This is a genomic window from Pseudoxanthomonas sp. X-1 (assembly GCF_020042665.1).
Lineage (GTDB): Bacteria > Pseudomonadota > Gammaproteobacteria > Xanthomonadales > Xanthomonadaceae > Pseudoxanthomonas_A > Pseudoxanthomonas_A spadix_A.
Genome location: NZ_CP083376.1, coordinates 609,544 through 626,043, shown reverse-complemented (window position 1 = coordinate 626,043; position 16,500 = coordinate 609,544). Strand labels below are relative to the sequence as shown.

The window sequence follows — 16,500 nt, the reverse complement described above, 5'->3', positions numbered from 1 at the left end:
GTCGAATCCTCTCCTGCTCAAGCGTCGTCCCCCCTCTTGGCTGACGCGTTCAGATGCGGCCAGGCAGCGCAGAGCGCCCGACGCATCGCCTTCATTTCGTGCTGGATCTCCGCTTCCCTAGCGGAGCGCCCGTAGATCGCCGACAGCCGAGCTGCGGCAGCCGCATGCACCGCGTCGGTGAAACTGGGCGTGCCTGGCGCCGGTGGCGTGCGGCGGATCACCGCCTCGGCACCGCGGGTGGACACCTCGAACGCTACCTGGCGCACGATCGAGGCGCAGTGCGTGCAGGCGTCGACCGTCGCATTGCGGCCTTCCTGCTGCCCGAGCAGCCGGCGGTATGTCTGGGCCTCTGCGTCGAGGCGCGCGGCGACGGCCAGGAGCAGGTCTTCGTGCAGGCTCATGCAGCCACCTGCCCCGACTCGGCCGAGTCGTCGAACGCGGTCCGCCAGTCTTCATCGTCCGGCGCGCCACCGACGGAGGCCGCGACAGGGAATGAGCACTGCTTGTCGCGCGGCAGCAGGGTGCGCGGCTTGTGATCGGGCGCGGACAGGTAGTGGATCGAGTCCTTGTCGTACCAGAGCCCGAAGCGGCCCTCCTCGCCGTTGAAACGCTGCTTGTAGCAGTACAGGTAGACGTCGGCCTGCTTGTCCCACTTCTCCGCCAGCGGCTCGCCCCTGGACTCGGCATCAGCCTTTGCCTTCTCCAACGGCTTGTTGCGCCACACCTCGAACACGGTGTCCACCATGTCCGTGATGCCGCCCGAGCCCTTTACGCCCATCTTGCCCACGGGCTTGGACTCGTCATCGCCCTTGCGCATGTGAGCCACGATGGCCACGTGGGTCTGCTCGTCGCGCGCGAAGTCGCTCAAGTCCTCAACGAACCGCTTCTGCCCCGAGTAGTCGTCGTCGTCGAAGCCGCATTTGGTCAGGTTGTCCAGGAGAAACAACTGGATCCCGTAGCGACGGCGCGCGTACCGGAACACCTCCAGGATGCGCTTGGCCTTGGCGGCGCCGTGGACATCGAACGCCTTCACGTTGCCGGCCATCATCCGGGTCGCATGACGGGCGTAGGCTTCGGTCGGCCGGGCCATGGCCACGACTTGGCGGTTCATGCGCTGCATCCACAGGCCGCGGCGAAACTCCATGCTCGCTACGCAGCAGGGCACGTCGTCCACCGCCATTGAGGCCGTGACAAACGACGTGAGGGCCGACTTGCCGTGGCCGTTGATGCCGCCCCAGATCGACGTTTCGCCGGGGCGCAGCCGGATCTGCTGGTGGGTCTTCTTCCACGGCAGCACCAGCCCGTGGTCCTGCCGGTTGTACTCAGCCCAGATTTCGTCCTCGAACTCGCCGATGTCACGCAGCTCGACTGGATCCATGGTGCGTGCGCTGCGCAGGGCCTGGGCCATGACCTCGACGGAGACGCCAGCCATCAGGCACGCATTGGCGTCCTTGCACGGCAGCCGCACCACGTGGACGCGCTCACGCCCAAGGCGCTCGACGAGATCGGCCACAGCCTCCCGGCCGGGGCCGTCGTCATCCATGCTGAGATTGATGCGGTCATAGACCGCCAGCCGGTCGAACTCGCCCTCAATCCAGCTGTGTTTCCCGCCCTTGCCGGCGCCCATGGGAACCGACAGCGCGGGGAATCCGTAGGTGTGCCAGGCCAGCGCGTCCAGCTCGCCCTCGGCGATGGTCACCTCACGGGCGGTCGGGTCGATCGCCTGCCAGCCGAACAGGCATGGCTCGCAATCGGCCTCCTGCCGGAAATCCTTCGGCGGGCGCCGGTACTTCACGGCCACCAGCTCCCCGTCCCGCAGGTAGGGGAACACGATCCATCCGTCCTTGCTCGCGACCCGGTAGGCTTCCAGGGTCGCGGGCTTGATCCGGCGCTCGTCCGTCAGCCAGGCGCGCAGCGGGTCGGGAAGCGATCGCATGCCGTCCCTGGCCGGCCGCTTGTAGCGCTTCGGGGCCTCCTGCAGCTGCTTGTGGTCACGGATGCCCAGCAGCTCCATCGCCTGCTCGCAGGCTTCCCGCAGCGAGCAATGGCGCACTGCCATCCACAAGCCAATCAGGTCACCGCGCTCCCCGGTGGCGAAGTCGGACCACACGCCGGCTTTGTCGCCGACCATCACCACGCCCAGGCTTTCGCCGGCATCGCCGTCCACGGAGCCGGCCTTCCACTCGCGGCCGACCCGCTTGCCGTGCGGCAGCAGGAGCCGCACAACGCTGTCAATCTGCTGGGCCAGCTGGTCCGCCAGTAGGGTTGCGCGCATCAGACGGCCCCCCTGATCCACTCGGGCAATTCGTCGTCAGCGCCGTCGCGCCCGGAGCCCTTGCCCTGCCACTCGTCATCCCATCGGCGCTGGTTGAGGTACGTCGCCGGATGCGGGACGTAGCGCCCCCCGTCTCTCAGCCACTGAGGGTCTTTCGCTGCGCGCTCGACCACGGCCGCGATGATCGTCTCGGCAATCGCCTCACAGTCGCCCTTGATCCACGCGGTTGCGGCGTCCTGACGGGCAACATGCTTCGGGAACGCGGTGTAGAACCGGACGAACGCCGGACTCTCCTCGACCTTGGCCCTCGCCCTCGCCTTGGGGGCCTTGGGGGCTGGCTGCTCGCGAGGCTGACCCGCACCGTCGCCCGACTTGTCGGGCAAGAGTGTTTGATCTTCTAAATATCCCTGTCCCTGTCCCTGTCCCTGTCCCTGTCCCTGTCCCTGTCCCTGTCCCTGTCTAAGCCGTGACTTGTCATGGGAACTTTCCGTGACCTGTCCCGTGACCTGTCCTGTGACAGATGCCGTGACAGGCTTGCCCTGCGTGACAGGTGGCGTGACCACCTCAAGTCCATGTTTTTCAACAAGATCACGCAGCGCAGTGGTCTTGATATTCCACTCCGGAGAGACGCCCACGCTCGACAATTCGGCGAACGCAGCTTTGCGCCAAGCGCGCTCCCGGCGCTTTCGATCATCAGCGTTTTCCTTCTCGGCCCTAAACTCCTGACGCTCTGCCCACGCCTCGATCGCCTTCTCGGCGACCACGGGGTGATACCACCGGCCATCGTCGCAGAGCACGAAACCGCGCATGGCCCCGGCCCTCACTTCCTGCCATCCGCGCACGTCGCGGCCGTAGCCGGCCAGGGCCGCAAGCAAGCGGTCATCGTCAGGCAGGCTGGCGGCCGGAACCTGAGTCCAAGCGGCGCACCAGAGCAGCACCGCGGCTCGGAACTCATCCCCGGATAAGGTGAGGGCCAGATCACTGTCGCGCAGGCGCTGCACGTCCAACGGCATGAACAGCAGTCCGCGAAGGTCCACGCCAGCCGGTACGAGAGGTTCCATCACACCGACTCCCACTCGCTGGGGTGGGATTCCCAGTTGTCCTGGAACTCCCGCTTGGCCAGCGCCGCGAGGAGCTGCAGATGCTTGGTCGTCACCCAGCGCTTTTCAGCCAGGTGAGAGATCCAATCGAGTGCGTCAGCGCGGTTTCTGACGTAGAAGTCGTACTTGAAGCCGGGGTTTTCGCGGTCGAACAGGACCACGCCGACACGGCGGTCGTCCAGTCTCTCTTCGACCTTCACCAGCGGCATTTCGAGGTCGAGCCGAAGCTCCTCGACGATCTGGTCGGCATAGCTGCCGATATCGACTAGTTCGGGCTCGGTTGTTCCGGAGATCCGGTTTTCCCGGGGTTGAATGTGTGGCATACTTGGGCCTCGTGCTTGAAGCCCCGGTCCTGTTCGCGAGACGGCCGGGGCTTCGTCTTTTCGGACGAATGGCTGCCGTAGCAGCCCGCTTAGCGCCAGGCGCGGATGAGCCCCAAGTGACACGCTCATCCACGTGGTCGCCGTCCTTGCCCCAATTCGGGCGGCCCGTCCTGGGCCTCCCTATCGCCGCTCACGCTCTCGCGCCCGCGAACCATCAATGCTTTGAAATCAATCCTTGACCGGGCTCAGCGCCACGGTCTTGCCCGTCTCCATCGGCTCCAGCTGGGCGCCATAGGCGACGACGCGCCCATCGGCGTCGAACTTGAATCGGTCGGGTGCTCGAGCGACCAGCTCGATCTGTCTGGCCCGGACAATAGGCTTGTCTTCCTTCCAGGCGCTGATCGCGGCCTTGCCGACGCCGAAGAACTCAGCGAGTTGCTTGTCCTTGGTGAAACCCAGGGCGGCCCGAACTTCGCGCTTGGTGATGTTCATAGCCGGTAGTATATTGCTCTGAACTCCGGTAGGCAATAGCTGTGAACTGCAAAAAGTTTAGTGTTCTGGCTATGACCACGATGGCCAAACGATTCCAGCAGGCGCTCGATCAGCGCGGCATGACCCCGCCGGATGTAATCCGACTGACCAAACTGTCCAAGGGCGCCGTCTACAACATCCTCAACGGCGTCACCCAGCCAGAGAAGATTTGGGGCGCGACGGCCAAGAAGATCGCATCGGCCCTGCGCGTGAGCTCGGACTGGCTTCTGACCGGCCGCGGCAGCATGGATGACGTGTCAGCCCAGCTCGATGATGACACCGCGCAAGTCCCCGGCTACGCCCACAGCCTGGCCCTCGGCGACGGCGCCACCCCGAGCGAGTACGCCGAGACCCACCGGCTCCTGTTCCGCAAGTCGAGTCTGCGCCGCAAGGGCCTTCTCGGCAGGCAGTTGGAGGTCTACTACGGCCGCGGCGACTCCATGGAGCCGCGGATTCACGACGGCGATGCCATCTTGGTTGACCGCAGTGATACCTCTCCACGCGACGGCGAGATCTTCGTTTTGGAATCTGACGAAGGGGCGGTGGCCAAGCGCCTCACCGAGATCGACGGCCGCTGGTTTTTCGAGAGCGACAACAAATCCGACCCCAAGTGGCGCAAGCCAACCCCGCTAGACGGCGCCAATCAGTGGCGAATCGTTGGGCGCGTGCGATGGATCGGGAGCTGGGAAGGCTGACCAGCCTGGGACGCATGAAAAGCTAAACAAAAGATGAACTAAGTTCATACCTCGACACTTTTGAAGTTCATAGCTATTGACTGAATAGTCCATCGCTATAGACTGATCCCACCACGCCGGATGTCCCGGCGACTGAGTGGGGAACGTCATGGATCACCAGCATCACGGAAGAAGAGTCAGCCGCCCCGTCGGGGGCGAGGGGCAAGCGCAAAGCCAGCCCCTCATCCGCACTGCAAGTGAGACGAAGGGCGCGCCGGTTGATGTGACTGCGGTGCCCGGACCGTGGTTCATTGAGTATGAGCCCGGCTGGCCGGTCACCGTTTCGCGTTGGAACCCGGCGGCGACACCCGGCTACGACTACGAGTCGATGGTGGACGAGCATGGCGCGCTGTGCGAGTTCCTGACCTGCTGTGAGGCCCGCGAAGCCATCGCCCGCATCGGCGGTGCCCTGTGAGCGCCCCGCTCCCCCTGTCCGGCCCACGCACTCGCTGGGCCTCGGACTACCGAGCATTCCGTACTGCTGATCGGCTGTGGAATCGCTTCTACGAGCCCATGCGCCGCCTCGATGGCGTGCCGTCGTGGGTGATGTCCGCCCACGCTGCCTCTCGGACTCGCCGGCTATACACGCCTGCGAGGCGACCTCCTGGGCCAGATCAACTACCGCTACGCGGGCATGGGCTCCGACTGTGCGCTGACCCACCGCTGCCGTATGGCCGAGCTGTCTCGCCGCGTGAGGTTGCCGCGGTGAGCGCCTGCAACGACTTCTGCAACAGCTGCGGCGCCTTCGTCCACGATGAGGACGAGTTCGAGGCCCGTGGCGGCTACTGCGCGGACTGCGACGGCGACCGCCGTGTGCCGGCCGCTGATCGCGGCCAAGGCCTTGACCCTAAGTTCGGCGGTTCCGGTCTACCGCGCGTAATCGATCGCAGTCGAGGGGATGCCGTGCTGCTTAAGGAGCTCACGGATACCGTCAGCGGGAATGGGCTTGCCTTTGATCTCGGCGAGTGCGATGTCGAGCAGGAGCCGACTCACGCGGTCGAACTGCTGGTGGAAGAAGTGCTGTGCATGGCTCAGTTCTTCCAGCTTTGTGTCTACGTCCTCGCCTTCTTTGATAGGCCAGGTATCGGTCATCCCTTCGGTGTGCCCGTCCGCCTGGATCTCTCGCAGGGCAGCAAGCTGGTGGCCAGACATCGAAGCAGCGGACGAAAGCATCTCGCGATAGGAGCCAAGCCGCATCCGCATTTCCAGCGCGCTCTCCGTGGGCTTTGGCATGTCCAAGGACTCATTCAGCCTGGCCACGATTTCCGCATTCATCGACTTGGAGGTGCGCGCCGCCTCTGCGGTGAGCTTTGCGTGCAGACCGTCAGGGATGCGCAGGGTGATTCGTGTGTAGCCGTCGTCGCTCATAGCGCGCATTCCACCATTTTCGTGTCAGAAAGTCTTGACACCAATCTCGTGTCGTGTCCTGATAGGCGCGACACCACCGTCGTGTCACAAGGACAACCCCGATGAAAGACGAAGAAGTCCGCAGCCAGTTCCGGATCCCGGCTGTGCTGTACGCCTGGCTCAGGGAGAAAGCGCGCCAAGAGCACCGCTCCATCAATGGCCAGCTGACCAGCGAGCTGACCGAACGCATGAAGCAGGCCCAACACAAGGAACCCACCCCGTGATTGACCACACCACTCTGATCGAATCCAGAAGAAGCCCCGGCCCAGCCCCTTCGACCGATCTGGTCACCCTGAGCGGAGATACAGCCGTCACCACCACTCTGGTGATGGCCGAGAACACCGATAACGAGCACGCCAGCGTTATCAAGCTGGTGAGGACCTACCTGACCGATCTGGAAGAATTCGGGTTGGTCAGATTTGAAATCCGACCAAGATCGGATGGCCAGCACGGCGGCGGTGACACCGAATACGCCGAACTGAACGAGCAGCAGTCCACCCTGCTCCTGACGTATATGCGCAACTCGGACACCGTGCGCTTCTTCAAGAAGCGGCTCGTCCGGGCCTTCTTCGACATGCGCCAGCGTCTGATCAAGCCCCAGAGCCTTTCGCCCGCCGAAATGCTGCTGCAGATGGCCCAGCTCAACCTTGAACACGAGCGTCGCCTGGCCGCGACCGAGCAGCAGCAGGCCGTGCAAGCCAACGAGCTCCACCGCATCGACGCAAAGCTGGAGCAGGTGGCCGAGTCGAACGTCTGGACCAGCAGACCCTCGAACGCGGAGGGCATCACCCACATTGTGAAGCGCCTGGGCGCGAAGTACGGCCTGTCTGCCGGGATCATCCATGAGGTGATGCGACAGGCGCCTTTCACCATCAAGCCCGCCGGCATGGTGCGCAACGAGCACGAGAGCGCCAAGGGTGCCACCTACGCGGTGTATTGGGTGGCCGATGTGAACAAGGTTTTTGCCCGGTTCGTGTCCGAGTGCAAGCGCGTCAGCGCCACTCAGTGCAGCCATCCCTACGTCAAGGGCCGCTTCAAGCTCAACCGTGAGCTCGAAGGTCAGATGCCTTTCGCCTCCTGACTGTCACCAGCCAATAAGGACCAACCTGCATGAAAACCAACGTCGTCGAACTGAGTGCGCAGGCACTCGCCACCGTGGGGAATCTCGGGGCCGTAGGACTCAAGGCCATTGAGTACCAGCTGGCGGTCGAGGCGCGCAAGCAGTCCGCTTTTGAGTTCGGTCTGGCTTGCGAGACGTGGAAGGCTCAACAAGGCATCGACTTTATCCCCAAGAACTCGCCGGAGTGGGACCAGATGCTGCACGGGTTGCCCCAGCTGGTGCGCGACAAGCTTTGGCGAGCAAAGGCAGACGAAAAGAACGCACGCGCCCGCCTGTTCCGCGCTTGTCTCAAGGCCCGGACCGCATGAGCCGCCTCACCATCGCCTGGGCCGTCCTGGCCGGCGTCGCCGCCGTGGTGATCCCGCTGCGCGTCGGCGAGATCCACGCCGCCCACTTGGCGCGTGCTACCGCCACTCAGCCCGCCACCAACCCCCAACCAACCCACCACGTGCCGGCCTTCCGCCTGGCGCAAGGAGAGCCGCACCCGTGAAAAACGACGCACCACCCGGTTTCAGACCCGCCGAGCTCTTCGTACGCGCGGGAACCACGATCTTCCTCGGCGACGACATCCAGATCCAGATCCGTGCGGCCCATCGAGGCAGGGCAAAGCTGCACGTCTATGCGCCGAAGGAAACGACCATCGATCGAGCGGTGAACTTCGTGCCGGAGCACATGCCGCAGTCCGAAAACAGTGACGGCCCGAGCGTTGGCGCGCCCGAGCCGTCTGCCAAGTAGATCCATCACGACCAAGATCAGGAGTTTCACATGGCGAACAGCAGTGTACCTCAGACCGATGAAAGGTCGCCGGCTGACCCAATCGACGAACTGATCGCCTCGGGCATCAGCGCACGCACCCTCATCGCCCACTTCCTCTTGAACGTGGAATGGCTGGCAGCCCACCGCGGCGACACCTTCAAGCTCTGCTACTTCGGCGCTGGCGGCGAGGAAGCCGGCGAGGTGGTTGTGGAGACCGTCAAGGGCGCCGCAGCCCTCATGCAGCGCGCCAAGTTCCTTGGCTGGACCGCGCGCCAGGATGAGCCAACCGAGCTGGGCGCGCCTGACCTGTTCGAGGAGGCCATGCACTACAGGTTCCGCGGAACCTCGTGGTACGCAACCGCAATCGCGCACGACGCGATCGACTCTAACAGGCATGAGGGCATGCCGCTTGGGCTCCCCGCGAAGACCCTGGAGGCGGCAAGAGGCCGCTATGAAGTCCACTACAGCGACGCAGAGGTAAAGAAGCGCCAGGAGAGAGCGAAAGCGTGGTTCGCCCGCCAGAAAGCGCGGCGCGTCAAGGAGCGCGAAGCTAAGTATCGCGGCGACCTGGCCGCGGCCATCAAGCTCCGCACCGACGCTTGGATGGCCGCCGCTGAGCTTTGCGGAGGCGCTATTACCAGACAGCAGGCCCGACGCATGGCGCACAAGAGCATGCGCGAGTGCAATGACGGCGAGTATGAAATGTGGATTGCCAGAGGCGCTAAGGCTCGGGCGGGTGGTGCGTGATGGGCGCCGTTGTCCAGTTTCCCAAGGATCGCATCGTTCGCACGCCGGAGCTTGTCGCCGCCCTGACCGCGCCCAGCGCGCTGGAAGCGCAGAAGGGCGTGGTGGTGGGCCTGCTCGTCAAGAGGGCGCGCGCCAAGGGCAAGGAAGTCACGGATCCTCAGGCGCGCGCTGCACTAGAAGCCGCTATTGCGAGTACTCCGATGCGCCGCCTTGATGAAGGGCTGGAGGACTTGGCGCGCATGGGCTTCGAGTACAACGTGAGGCGTGGCAAGCCTGACACCATGGAACGGGCGCGCAAGCGCGTAGCCAAGGCACGCGAAGAAATCGAAGCGAGGTTCTGGCAGCAGAAGGAGCGTGAAGCGAAGCTGGATCGCATGGCCGAACTGGTAGTCCAGCGCAATGCCCGCAAGGGTGTCGCCACGACCAAGCAGGCTGTGCGCGAGGCCATCACCGACACGCTGGCCGAAATTCGGGAGGCGCGCAATGAATGACCTCCAGTTACTCCGGGAGGAGCTGACCCAGATCCTGCGCGAATCGCCGCTGCCTCCTCTGGAAGACCCCGTGGACCCCGGCGTCCAGCAAGCGCTCGCTGAGGCCAAAGCCCTGCTGCAGGTCATGCAGCCGCACGGCTCCCAGGTCGACACCATCGAAGGCCGGACCATCGGCGCCGTCCTCGATCGCGTGAGCCGCGCCACCGAACTCCTTGCCAAGAGGAACGCCAAGCTATGAACATCCAGCCCCACGGGATGCTCGAAACGCATCCCTCCGCGCTGTTCCCGCTGCCGGCCGGCGACTACGCCCACGTGCTGGTGCGAGATCACTGCAACGCCCCGGCCTACGTCCCCGGCGATGTTCTGTTGGTGAACCTGGCCATCCGCCGCTTCGTCGCCGATGGCCTCTACGTAGTGGAGCACGCCGGCCAACAGAAGATCCGATACCTGCGTGATGACGGCAGCCTGCGGATGGTCTGCGGCTCCCATCCGACCGTGGCAATCACGGTGACGGCTGACAACTGCCACGTGCTTGGCATGGTCGAGTCGGCCGCCAAGGTGAGGAGGGTCGGATGAGCACCGACATCCTGAAAGCCCTGCGCGACGAGGCGGCGGCGCGGCACACGCCCACCGGCGATTTTCTCCCCCTGTCCGACAAGGTGACGGCTGATCTCCTGGAAAGCGGCGCGAAGGAGATCGAGCACCAGCGCCAACTGGTTGGCGGCTTGATCGCCGACATGCTCTGTCCGCCATTCATCAGCGACACCACCAGGTCACTGGTCGAAATGCTGATCCAGCGCGATCAGGCTGGCCGGGCCAAGTACGGCACTACCCTGGACCGCACCGACCTCACGCAGCAGGATTGGTTGCAGCACCTGATAGAGGAAATGCTCGACGGTGCCGGTTACGCCCTGCGCGCGAAGCAGACGGCGGCAGCCCTACAGCAGGAGATGGAGGACTGGCGGCTCCAAGCTTCACATGGCACGGAAGTTGCCCACGCGGCGGCCGAGCGCATCGCCGAGTTGGAGCACGCCGCGCCAAGTTGGGACGAGGCGCCGCTTTGGGCCAAGTTTCTGGCCATGGATGCCGACGGTGAATGGGGCTGGTTCGAGTTCCAGCCAGTCAAACGGCCTGATATGTGGGACGTACAAGCTGGGCGCTTCCGAGTAATTCGCGGGACGCGCTACTTGGGCGGCTGGGATTCCACGCTCCAGGCGCGGCCGGAGGCTTCCACATGAAGTACCGCGTCATGATCGCCGGCTATGCCGGCATGCCCGCCATCGAGGCCAGCGAACACCGGTGGCGCTGGACTGCGCAGCTGGCCGCCTGGGCGTTCAACGTGTTCGAGCCGACGGGGACGTTCGCGTTCGTGCGGGAGGTGGCGCCGTGAGGCTGCTTAAGGCCCTGGACCGACTCCTCTGGGAGATCACCGCCCGCAACTGGATGGGCTGGCCGACTGAGCGCCGGCACCGGCTCACCGGCGAGTACGAGCACATTCGCTACAACGACAAGGTGGCGTGGCAGCCCGGCCGACTGCCCTACCTGGGAGGGCCCTATGGCTGACGAGACCTCCATTGAGATCGACGTGGCTACGATCGCGGCCATGGCGCGTGATGCCGAATGGCTCAGCGCCGACGCGTGCGCCTTCCTCCTGGGCCTGACCACGCGCAAGGGGACGGTGAACCGCCGCGCGTTCCTGGAGCGCGTGGCAGTACGAACCAGTTTCCCCAAGCCGATCAATATCGGCGCCAAGAAGTTGTGGCGGCGGGCTGACGTGATCCTTTGGGCCGACGACGAGGCCAAGGTCAAGATCAAGCGAGCTTCTTAGCCAGTTCAGCCGCGGTCGCGCGGTAGTAGATGAGGAGGCTGGACAGGTTTCGGTGCCCGATCACACGGGCCAGCTCCAGGATGTCCAGCTTCTTCGACAGACGCCAGACCGCCTCCGCGCGGGCGTCGTGGAAGTGCAGGTTCGCGATGGTCGGAACGCCGTCGCGGACCTTCCGGAACAGGCCATCACGTTTCGAGGCCGACAGGCCGAACACGGGACCGAAGCCCAGCGGCAGGGCGCGCAGGATCTGCACCGCGCGGGCCGTCAGCGGCACGTCGCGGCTGTCGCCGTTCTTGCTGGTGCGCACGGTCACATAGCGCTCGTCCAGGTGGACATCGGTCCAGCGCAACTCACAGATTTCGCCAGACCGCATCGCGGTCTCCAGCGCGAACAGGAACGCCAAGCCGACCCGATGGCGCTGAGTGTCCGTCTTCAACGTGTCCCACACGTCGAACGCCTGGGCCAGGGCTTCGACCTCCTCCGGCGAGATCCGGCGCGCGCGCCCCTTTGGCTTCGGCGGCTGCTTCACGTCCCGCATCGGGCTCTCTTTCAGCCACCGCCATTCCAGCCGGGCCACCTCCAGCACCGCGGAGATCAGGTTCATTTCCCTGGCCACGGTCGCCGGCTTCACCAGCTTGAGCCGTGCGTCGCGCCACTCGGCCATGTCGTTCTGTGACAGGCTCAGGATGCGGCGCTTGGCGATGCGGTCCTCTCGGATGAACCGCGCGATGCGCACGCGGTCCCAGTGGCCGCCACGCTTGCCTGGCGTCACCTCGTCCGAGTAGCGCTTGAACGCCTCCTCAAGGGTCTTGTCCGGCAGCTCTGTGCCGGCGAGCTGGGCCTCCTGCTCCTGCGCCCAGGCGAGCGCGGCGCGCTTGGTATCGAACACCTTCGTCGCGCGGCGGCCGTCCACCTTCACGAAAGCGCGGTATCGATTGCCCAGTGGTCGGATGGAGGCCATGGGGCGATTGTGTGCCATTTCGTGTGCCCGTGTGCCTTTCGATACGGGGCACGTCGGGGCGAAACGGGTAATGGCGCCTGCCGTAACCCGCTGATTTCGTGGGCTTATGTGGCGATACGGGGCGAAGTAGGGAGCGCCGAAAGAGGGGTCATGGTGCCGCTTGTCCGAATCGAACGGACGACCTACCGCTTACAAGGCGGTTGCTCTACCTGCTGAGCTAAAGCGGCGATGACGCGTCGCGGCGCATTCTAGCCGCTGGCGCGCGCGCAGTCCTGCGCCACGGCGCGGGCGGCGCCGGCCTGGCCCTGCAGGGCGGCCGCCGGCACGCTGGCGCGCACATCGATCCACCACTGCACCGGGCCCTCCGGGCCGACCGCTTCCATGCGCGCGTCGAAGCCGGCCGCCTCCAGATCGCGCTGGCGACGCTGGGCCGCCTCGCGCGTGCTGTACCGGCCCAGCGCCACCCCGGAGGTCGGCCCGTTGGAGATGACCATCAGATCGTCGAAGCCCGCGGCCGAGATCCGCCGCGCCATGTCCTCGGCCGCGGCGCGATCGGCGAACGGCGCCATCACCGAATAGGCACGGGCCGGCTGGTTCTGGCTGCGCAGCCGGGCCGACGCGGGCGATGGCTTCAGCCTGCCCTGCGCGGCGCGCGCCTCGGCCTCGCTGTCGAACGGCCCCAGCGACGCGCAGATGGGCGGTGCCGGCTTGGCGGCGTCCGCAACCGGCGCAGGCTCGGTCGAAGGCTTGGGCGGCGCGACGGGCTTGGCCTGCGGCGTCGGGGCGGCCGCGACCGACGTGGTCGGCCTGGCTTCGACCAGCTGCGGCGCCGGGGGCGCCTCGGCCGCCGGGCGGCTGGCGGCGGCGCGACGCGCCTGGGCCAGCTGCTGCGGCGTGGGCGTCTCCAGCAGAGGCAGGCCATCGACCTGTGCCGCAGGCGCCGAGGCCGGTGGCGGTGGGGCCATCAGCCACCAGGCGGCGACGCCGAGGTTGAGGACGACCAGCAACAGGATCAGGGCACGGATCAGCATGGCGCGGGATTCTATCGGGCCGGCGCACCGGAAACGCCGGCCCACACGGCCAGGCCTTCCAGCACCAGGCTGTCGACGCGCAGCGCCTGCGGCAGCAAGGCCGCCAGCGGGGCGCTGCCACCGCCGTGCAGCAGCAGCGACGGCATCTGCCCGAGGCGCTGCGCCCCCTGCGCCAGACTGCGCTCGATCAGGGCGACGGCGGCACCGTCGCAGCCGGAGGCCAGTGCGTCGTGGGTCTCGCTGGCGAACTCGTCGAACACCCCGCCTTCGGCCGGCAGCTGCGCCGCGGCTCGGTGCAGGGCCTGCCGCATCAGCTGCGGCGAGGGCGCGATGCGTCCACCCAGATGCGCACCGTCGGCATCGACCAGGTCGATCGTCACCGCCGTGCCCACGCCGGCCACCAGCCAGGGCCCGGCGCCGCGGGCCCGCGCGCCCAGCATGGCCAGGAACCGGTCCACCCCCAGCCGCGCCGGTTCGGCATAGGCCACGCGCAGGCCGGCCAGCCGCCCCTGGGTACGCGCCAGCGAGACCAGGCGGAAGCGTTCCTGCAGCACCTCCAGCACGCCGGCGGTCAGGGCCGGGGCGGCGACGCTTGCCAGGCAGGCCGACACGCCCTGCGCGGGCAGCTGCGCGCGCAGTTGGTCCAGCAGCGCCCCGCGCCCGTGGTCGAGCGCGACGACCGCGCCGATCCGCCCGTCGGCCTGCAGCGGCGCAGCCTTGAGCCGGGTGTTGCCCAGGTCGAGCAGCCAGCGCTGTGGCCTCGCTTCCGAAGTCATGCCGCGCGCACGCTGACTTCGCCGGCGTGGAAGACGCGCAGGCCCTGGCGGGTGGTCACGCGCAGCGCGCCGTCCTCGGCGATGCCCTCGGCGGTGCCGACGACCTCGCCTTCGTCCAGCTTCACCGCCACCGCGCGTCCGCACAGTGCATCCAGCGCGGCATAGCGCGGCAGGAACGGCGCAAGTCCTTCGGTATCGAACAGTTCCAGCGCCGGCAGCAGCTGCTCCAGCACGGCGACGACCACGTCCTGGCGGGAGGGCGGCGTCGGCAGCGCGCCGGCCAGATCGATCCACGGCTGATCGATTGCCTGACCCTGGGCCGGCGGCATGCGCACGTTGAGCCCGATGCCGATCACGGCACGCACCGGGCCACCGGCTTCGCCGCCGCCCTCGACCAGCAGGCCGCCGAGCTTGCGCCCCTCGACCACCAGATCGTTGGGCCACTTCAGCCCCACCTGGCCCAGTCCCAGCGCGCGCAGCCCCTCGGCCACCGCCACGCCGGCCACCAGGCTCAGTCCGCCCAGCCGGGCCAGGCCGCCGCTGTAGCGCCGGGCCACCGACAGATAGACGTGCGCGGCCAGCGGCGAGGCCCAGCTCCGCCCGCGTCGGCCGCGGCCGCCGGTCTGGCGCTCGGCCAGCAGCACCGCGCAGCCATGGCCCGGACTGGCCCGGCGCAGCAGTTCGCTGTTGGTCGAATCCAGGCTCCAGGCCACTTCCAGCTGCGCGATCAGCGCCAGCGCCCGGGCCGGCAGGGCCGCGCGCAGGGCGGCGGCGTCCAGCAGCTCCAGCGGTGCCTGCAGCGCATAGCCCTGGCCAGCGCTGCCGGCGATGGGGATGCCGGCCTCACGCAGGGCCTGCACCCGCTTCCAGATGGCGGTGCGGGTCAGCCCGGTCTCCTGCGCCAGCAGGTCGCCCGAGACCGGGCCCTGCATCAGCCGCGACAGGAGCTGGCGCTCGCGCTCGGCGGACGCAGGAGACTGAACAGGGAGGGCGGTCATCAGGCCGCCATTATGGGGGAGGCCCGGCGGCGCCTGTCATGGCGTACAGGAAGTCAAAACCGCGTTATGATCGGGATTCGCCGCTGTGTGCCCCGCCCCGGAGTGTTCCGATGCTTCGCGCCTGCCTTGCCGTTGTGCTGATGACCTGCGTCGCCTCGCCCGTGCTGGCCCAGAGCGCGCGCACCGCCGTGTCCGCGACCGCACCGACGGCGGCGGGCAATCGCGCCGGCGAGTCCACGACCGGCACGGCGACGGACAAGACCAGCGCGGCATCCGGCTACGGCCATGCCGCCGTGCCTGCGACCAGCCAGGGCGGCGGTGGCGACGACGAAGGCGTGCTGCGCATGCGCGCGCCGAAGTGGAACAGCTTCCTGCCCGGGATGTTCCGCTGATCCAGCCGCTGTTGCGCTGGCTGCGCGGCCAGCCCCCCGCGCTCGACGACACGCTCTGGCAGCAGGCCGGCGAGGGCCTGCCGTGGGTGCGCGGCCTGCAGCCGTCCCAGCGCGAGACGCTGCGTGCGCTGGCGGCGCGCTTCCTCCACCAGAAGACCATCACCGCGCTGGGCGGCCTGGAGCTGGACGAACGCGCGCGCGTGCAGCTGGCCGCGCTGTGCTGTCTGCCGCTGCTGGAGTTCGGCATCGGCGGGCTGCGCGGCTGGTCGCAGCTGATCGTGTATCCGGAGGCCTTCCGCGTGCAGCGCAGCCACGTCGACGCGGCCGGCGTGCTGCACGAGTGGGAGGACGAGCTTGCGGGCGAGTCCTGGGACAGCGGCCCGCTGATCCTGTCCTGGGCCGATGTGAGGGCCGAAATCGACGATCCGGCCTCCGGCTACTGCGTGGCCGTGCACGAGATGGCGCACAAGCTCGACAGCCTCAACGGCGTGCTGGACGGCAGCCCGCCCCTGCCCGGCCCCTGGCAACGCGCCTGGGCCAGGGATTTCCAGCGCCACTACGACGCCCTGTGCGCCCGCGTGGACGCCGGCAAGCGCACCCGCATCGACGACTACGCGGCCGAGTCGCCGGAGGAATTCTTCGCGGTGGTCAGCGAATACCACTTCTCCGCCCCGCAGGTCCTGCGCGAGGCGATGCCCGAAGTCGCCGACCACCTGGTCAAGCTCTATGGCGCGCCGCCGGCGCTGTTCTAGCGCCGCTGCGCGGCGCCGGGATTCGGGATTCGGGATTCGGGATTCGGGATTCGGGAATCGGGAATCGGGAATCGGGAATCGGGAATCGGGAATCGGGAATCGATCAGGAGCTTGCGGGCTCAAACCTCGTTTGGGAGGCTTGCTGCGTCGAGGGTGGTAGCACGGGAAGCACAAAAAGCGGTCATCCCCGCGGACGCGGGGATCCATGGACGTCCGTCCAGGTCGCGCAACGTCCGTGGGTTCCCGCTTTCTCGGGAACGACGGCAGGAAGTTGGCCG

At 66.9% G+C, this 16,500-nt stretch carries 27 protein-coding genes and 1 tRNA gene; 17 read left to right on the top strand and 11 right to left on the bottom strand.

The window, feature by feature from the left end; genetic code table 11:
- Positions 1 to 17: 17 nt before the first annotated feature.
- The 5 genes from LAJ50_RS02830 to LAJ50_RS02810 form a co-directional block, all read right to left on the bottom strand.
- Positions 18 to 401 carry a hypothetical protein gene (locus tag LAJ50_RS02830; RefSeq protein ID WP_138651762.1) on the bottom strand — a complete coding sequence of 128 codons (384 nt, stop codon included), beginning with the start codon at positions 399 to 401 and terminating at the stop codon, positions 18 to 20.
- Positions 398 to 2,275: a bifunctional DNA primase/helicase gene (locus LAJ50_RS02825; RefSeq protein ID WP_138651764.1), complete on the bottom strand. Its 1,878-nt coding sequence runs from the start codon at positions 2,273 to 2,275 to the stop codon at positions 398 to 400. The genes LAJ50_RS02830 and LAJ50_RS02825 overlap by 4 nt, the downstream gene beginning before the upstream one ends.
- The gene (locus tag LAJ50_RS02820) at positions 2,275 to 3,336 is read right to left on the bottom strand and encodes a DUF1376 domain-containing protein (protein WP_205961507.1); all 1,062 of its coding nucleotides are present in this window, start codon (positions 3,334 to 3,336) and stop codon (positions 2,275 to 2,277) included. The genes LAJ50_RS02825 and LAJ50_RS02820 overlap by 1 nt, the downstream gene beginning before the upstream one ends.
- Positions 3,336 to 3,698, bottom strand: a complete 363-nt coding sequence (locus tag LAJ50_RS02815) for a hypothetical protein (protein ID WP_138651766.1) — start codon at positions 3,696 to 3,698, stop codon at positions 3,336 to 3,338. The genes LAJ50_RS02820 and LAJ50_RS02815 overlap by 1 nt, the downstream gene beginning before the upstream one ends.
- A gap of 228 nt (positions 3,699 to 3,926) precedes the next feature.
- On the bottom strand, positions 3,927 to 4,190 hold the full coding sequence (locus LAJ50_RS02810; RefSeq protein ID WP_138651768.1) for a bacteriophage CI repressor: 264 nt from the start codon (positions 4,188 to 4,190) through the stop codon (positions 3,927 to 3,929).
- Positions 4,191 to 4,261: 71 nt separating this feature from the next.
- Here LAJ50_RS02810 and LAJ50_RS02805 point away from each other — a divergent pair, with 71 nt between their 5' ends.
- Both LAJ50_RS02805 and LAJ50_RS02800 read left to right on the top strand, forming a co-directional pair.
- Positions 4,262 to 4,924 (top strand): S24 family peptidase, encoded by a 663-nt coding sequence (locus tag LAJ50_RS02805; protein WP_138651770.1) that lies wholly within the window; start codon positions 4,262 to 4,264, stop codon positions 4,922 to 4,924.
- 148 nt (positions 4,925 to 5,072) lie between these two features.
- Complete coding sequence (locus LAJ50_RS02800) at positions 5,073 to 5,378, top strand: hypothetical protein (RefSeq protein ID WP_138651772.1); 306 nt, start codon at positions 5,073 to 5,075, stop codon at positions 5,376 to 5,378.
- Positions 5,379 to 5,830: 452 nt separating this feature from the next.
- Here LAJ50_RS02800 and LAJ50_RS02795 read toward each other — a convergent pair whose 3' ends face one another.
- Complete coding sequence (locus LAJ50_RS02795; RefSeq protein WP_138651774.1) at positions 5,831 to 6,331, bottom strand: Arc family DNA-binding protein; 501 nt, start codon at positions 6,329 to 6,331, stop codon at positions 5,831 to 5,833.
- A gap of 101 nt (positions 6,332 to 6,432) precedes the next feature.
- Between LAJ50_RS02795 and LAJ50_RS02790 the strand changes: the two genes are divergently transcribed.
- From LAJ50_RS02790 to LAJ50_RS02730, 13 genes are read left to right on the top strand one after another with little or no spacing between them, the layout of a single operon-like run.
- Positions 6,433 to 6,594, top strand: coding sequence for an Arc family DNA-binding protein (locus LAJ50_RS02790; RefSeq protein WP_138651776.1), 162 nt, complete (start codon positions 6,433 to 6,435; stop codon positions 6,592 to 6,594).
- Positions 6,591 to 7,451 carry a Rha family transcriptional regulator gene (locus LAJ50_RS02785; RefSeq protein WP_205961508.1) on the top strand — a complete coding sequence of 287 codons (861 nt, stop codon included), beginning with the start codon at positions 6,591 to 6,593 and terminating at the stop codon, positions 7,449 to 7,451. The genes LAJ50_RS02790 and LAJ50_RS02785 overlap by 4 nt, the downstream gene beginning before the upstream one ends.
- Positions 7,452 to 7,480: 29 nt before the next feature.
- Positions 7,481 to 7,798 carry a hypothetical protein gene (locus tag LAJ50_RS02780; protein ID WP_138651778.1) on the top strand — a complete coding sequence of 106 codons (318 nt, stop codon included), beginning with the start codon at positions 7,481 to 7,483 and terminating at the stop codon, positions 7,796 to 7,798.
- A complete protein-coding gene (locus LAJ50_RS02775; protein ID WP_171044543.1) occupies positions 7,795 to 7,980 on the top strand; it encodes a hypothetical protein in 186 nt (61 codons plus the stop codon). Before LAJ50_RS02780 ends, LAJ50_RS02775 begins: the two co-directional genes overlap by 4 nt.
- On the top strand, positions 7,977 to 8,225 hold the full coding sequence (locus tag LAJ50_RS02770; protein WP_171044545.1) for a carbon storage regulator: 249 nt from the start codon (positions 7,977 to 7,979) through the stop codon (positions 8,223 to 8,225). The genes LAJ50_RS02775 and LAJ50_RS02770 overlap by 4 nt, the downstream gene beginning before the upstream one ends.
- A 30-nt stretch (positions 8,226 to 8,255) precedes the next feature.
- On the top strand, positions 8,256 to 8,993 hold the full coding sequence (locus LAJ50_RS02765) for a hypothetical protein (protein ID WP_138651780.1): 738 nt from the start codon (positions 8,256 to 8,258) through the stop codon (positions 8,991 to 8,993).
- Positions 8,993 to 9,484 (top strand): hypothetical protein, encoded by a 492-nt coding sequence (locus tag LAJ50_RS02760; RefSeq protein WP_138651782.1) that lies wholly within the window; start codon positions 8,993 to 8,995, stop codon positions 9,482 to 9,484. Before LAJ50_RS02765 ends, LAJ50_RS02760 begins: the two co-directional genes overlap by 1 nt.
- The gene (locus tag LAJ50_RS02755; RefSeq protein WP_138651784.1) at positions 9,477 to 9,722 is read left to right on the top strand and encodes a hypothetical protein; all 246 of its coding nucleotides are present in this window, start codon (positions 9,477 to 9,479) and stop codon (positions 9,720 to 9,722) included. The genes LAJ50_RS02760 and LAJ50_RS02755 overlap by 8 nt, the downstream gene beginning before the upstream one ends.
- Positions 9,719 to 10,060, top strand: coding sequence for a hypothetical protein (locus LAJ50_RS02750; protein WP_138651786.1), 342 nt, complete (start codon positions 9,719 to 9,721; stop codon positions 10,058 to 10,060). Before LAJ50_RS02755 ends, LAJ50_RS02750 begins: the two co-directional genes overlap by 4 nt.
- Positions 10,057 to 10,722, top strand: a complete 666-nt coding sequence (locus LAJ50_RS02745) for a hypothetical protein (RefSeq protein ID WP_138651788.1) — start codon at positions 10,057 to 10,059, stop codon at positions 10,720 to 10,722. Before LAJ50_RS02750 ends, LAJ50_RS02745 begins: the two co-directional genes overlap by 4 nt.
- On the top strand, positions 10,719 to 10,874 hold the full coding sequence (locus LAJ50_RS02740; RefSeq protein ID WP_171044546.1) for a hypothetical protein: 156 nt from the start codon (positions 10,719 to 10,721) through the stop codon (positions 10,872 to 10,874). Before LAJ50_RS02745 ends, LAJ50_RS02740 begins: the two co-directional genes overlap by 4 nt.
- Complete coding sequence (locus LAJ50_RS02735; RefSeq protein ID WP_171044547.1) at positions 10,871 to 11,047, top strand: hypothetical protein; 177 nt, start codon at positions 10,871 to 10,873, stop codon at positions 11,045 to 11,047. Before LAJ50_RS02740 ends, LAJ50_RS02735 begins: the two co-directional genes overlap by 4 nt.
- Positions 11,040 to 11,312, top strand: a complete 273-nt coding sequence (locus tag LAJ50_RS02730; protein ID WP_138651790.1) for a hypothetical protein — start codon at positions 11,040 to 11,042, stop codon at positions 11,310 to 11,312. Before LAJ50_RS02735 ends, LAJ50_RS02730 begins: the two co-directional genes overlap by 8 nt.
- Here LAJ50_RS02730 and LAJ50_RS02725 read toward each other — a convergent pair.
- The 5 genes from LAJ50_RS02725 to birA all read right to left on the bottom strand — a co-directional run bounded on the left by LAJ50_RS02725 (position 11,296) and on the right by birA (position 15,078).
- Positions 11,296 to 12,273: a site-specific integrase gene (locus tag LAJ50_RS02725; RefSeq protein WP_138651792.1), complete on the bottom strand. Its 978-nt coding sequence runs from the start codon at positions 12,271 to 12,273 to the stop codon at positions 11,296 to 11,298. The two genes, LAJ50_RS02730 and LAJ50_RS02725, sit on opposite strands and share 17 nt — an antisense overlap.
- Before the next feature lie 151 nt (positions 12,274 to 12,424).
- Positions 12,425 to 12,500, bottom strand: a tRNA-Thr gene (locus LAJ50_RS02720).
- A 21-nt stretch (positions 12,501 to 12,521) separates the two neighbouring features.
- On the bottom strand, positions 12,522 to 13,304 hold the full coding sequence (locus LAJ50_RS02715; protein WP_138651794.1) for an SPOR domain-containing protein: 783 nt from the start codon (positions 13,302 to 13,304) through the stop codon (positions 12,522 to 12,524).
- A gap of 11 nt (positions 13,305 to 13,315) precedes the next feature.
- The gene (locus LAJ50_RS02710; RefSeq protein ID WP_138651796.1) at positions 13,316 to 14,080 is read right to left on the bottom strand and encodes a type III pantothenate kinase; all 765 of its coding nucleotides are present in this window, start codon (positions 14,078 to 14,080) and stop codon (positions 13,316 to 13,318) included.
- Complete coding sequence (gene birA / locus LAJ50_RS02705; RefSeq protein WP_138651798.1) at positions 14,077 to 15,078, bottom strand: bifunctional biotin--[acetyl-CoA-carboxylase] ligase/biotin operon repressor BirA; 1,002 nt, start codon at positions 15,076 to 15,078, stop codon at positions 14,077 to 14,079. The genes LAJ50_RS02710 and birA overlap by 4 nt, the downstream gene beginning before the upstream one ends.
- A 140-nt stretch (positions 15,079 to 15,218) precedes the next feature.
- Here birA and LAJ50_RS02700 point away from each other — a divergent pair, with 140 nt between their 5' ends.
- Together LAJ50_RS02700 and LAJ50_RS02695 are read left to right on the top strand one after the other, a co-directional pair.
- Complete coding sequence (locus tag LAJ50_RS02700) at positions 15,219 to 15,470, top strand: hypothetical protein (protein WP_130550467.1); 252 nt, start codon at positions 15,219 to 15,221, stop codon at positions 15,468 to 15,470.
- Positions 15,437 to 16,222 carry a M90 family metallopeptidase gene (locus LAJ50_RS02695; protein WP_138651800.1) on the top strand — a complete coding sequence of 262 codons (786 nt, stop codon included), beginning with the start codon at positions 15,437 to 15,439 and terminating at the stop codon, positions 16,220 to 16,222. The genes LAJ50_RS02700 and LAJ50_RS02695 overlap by 34 nt, the downstream gene beginning before the upstream one ends.
- The last annotated feature ends 278 nt before the right edge of the window (positions 16,223 to 16,500 follow it).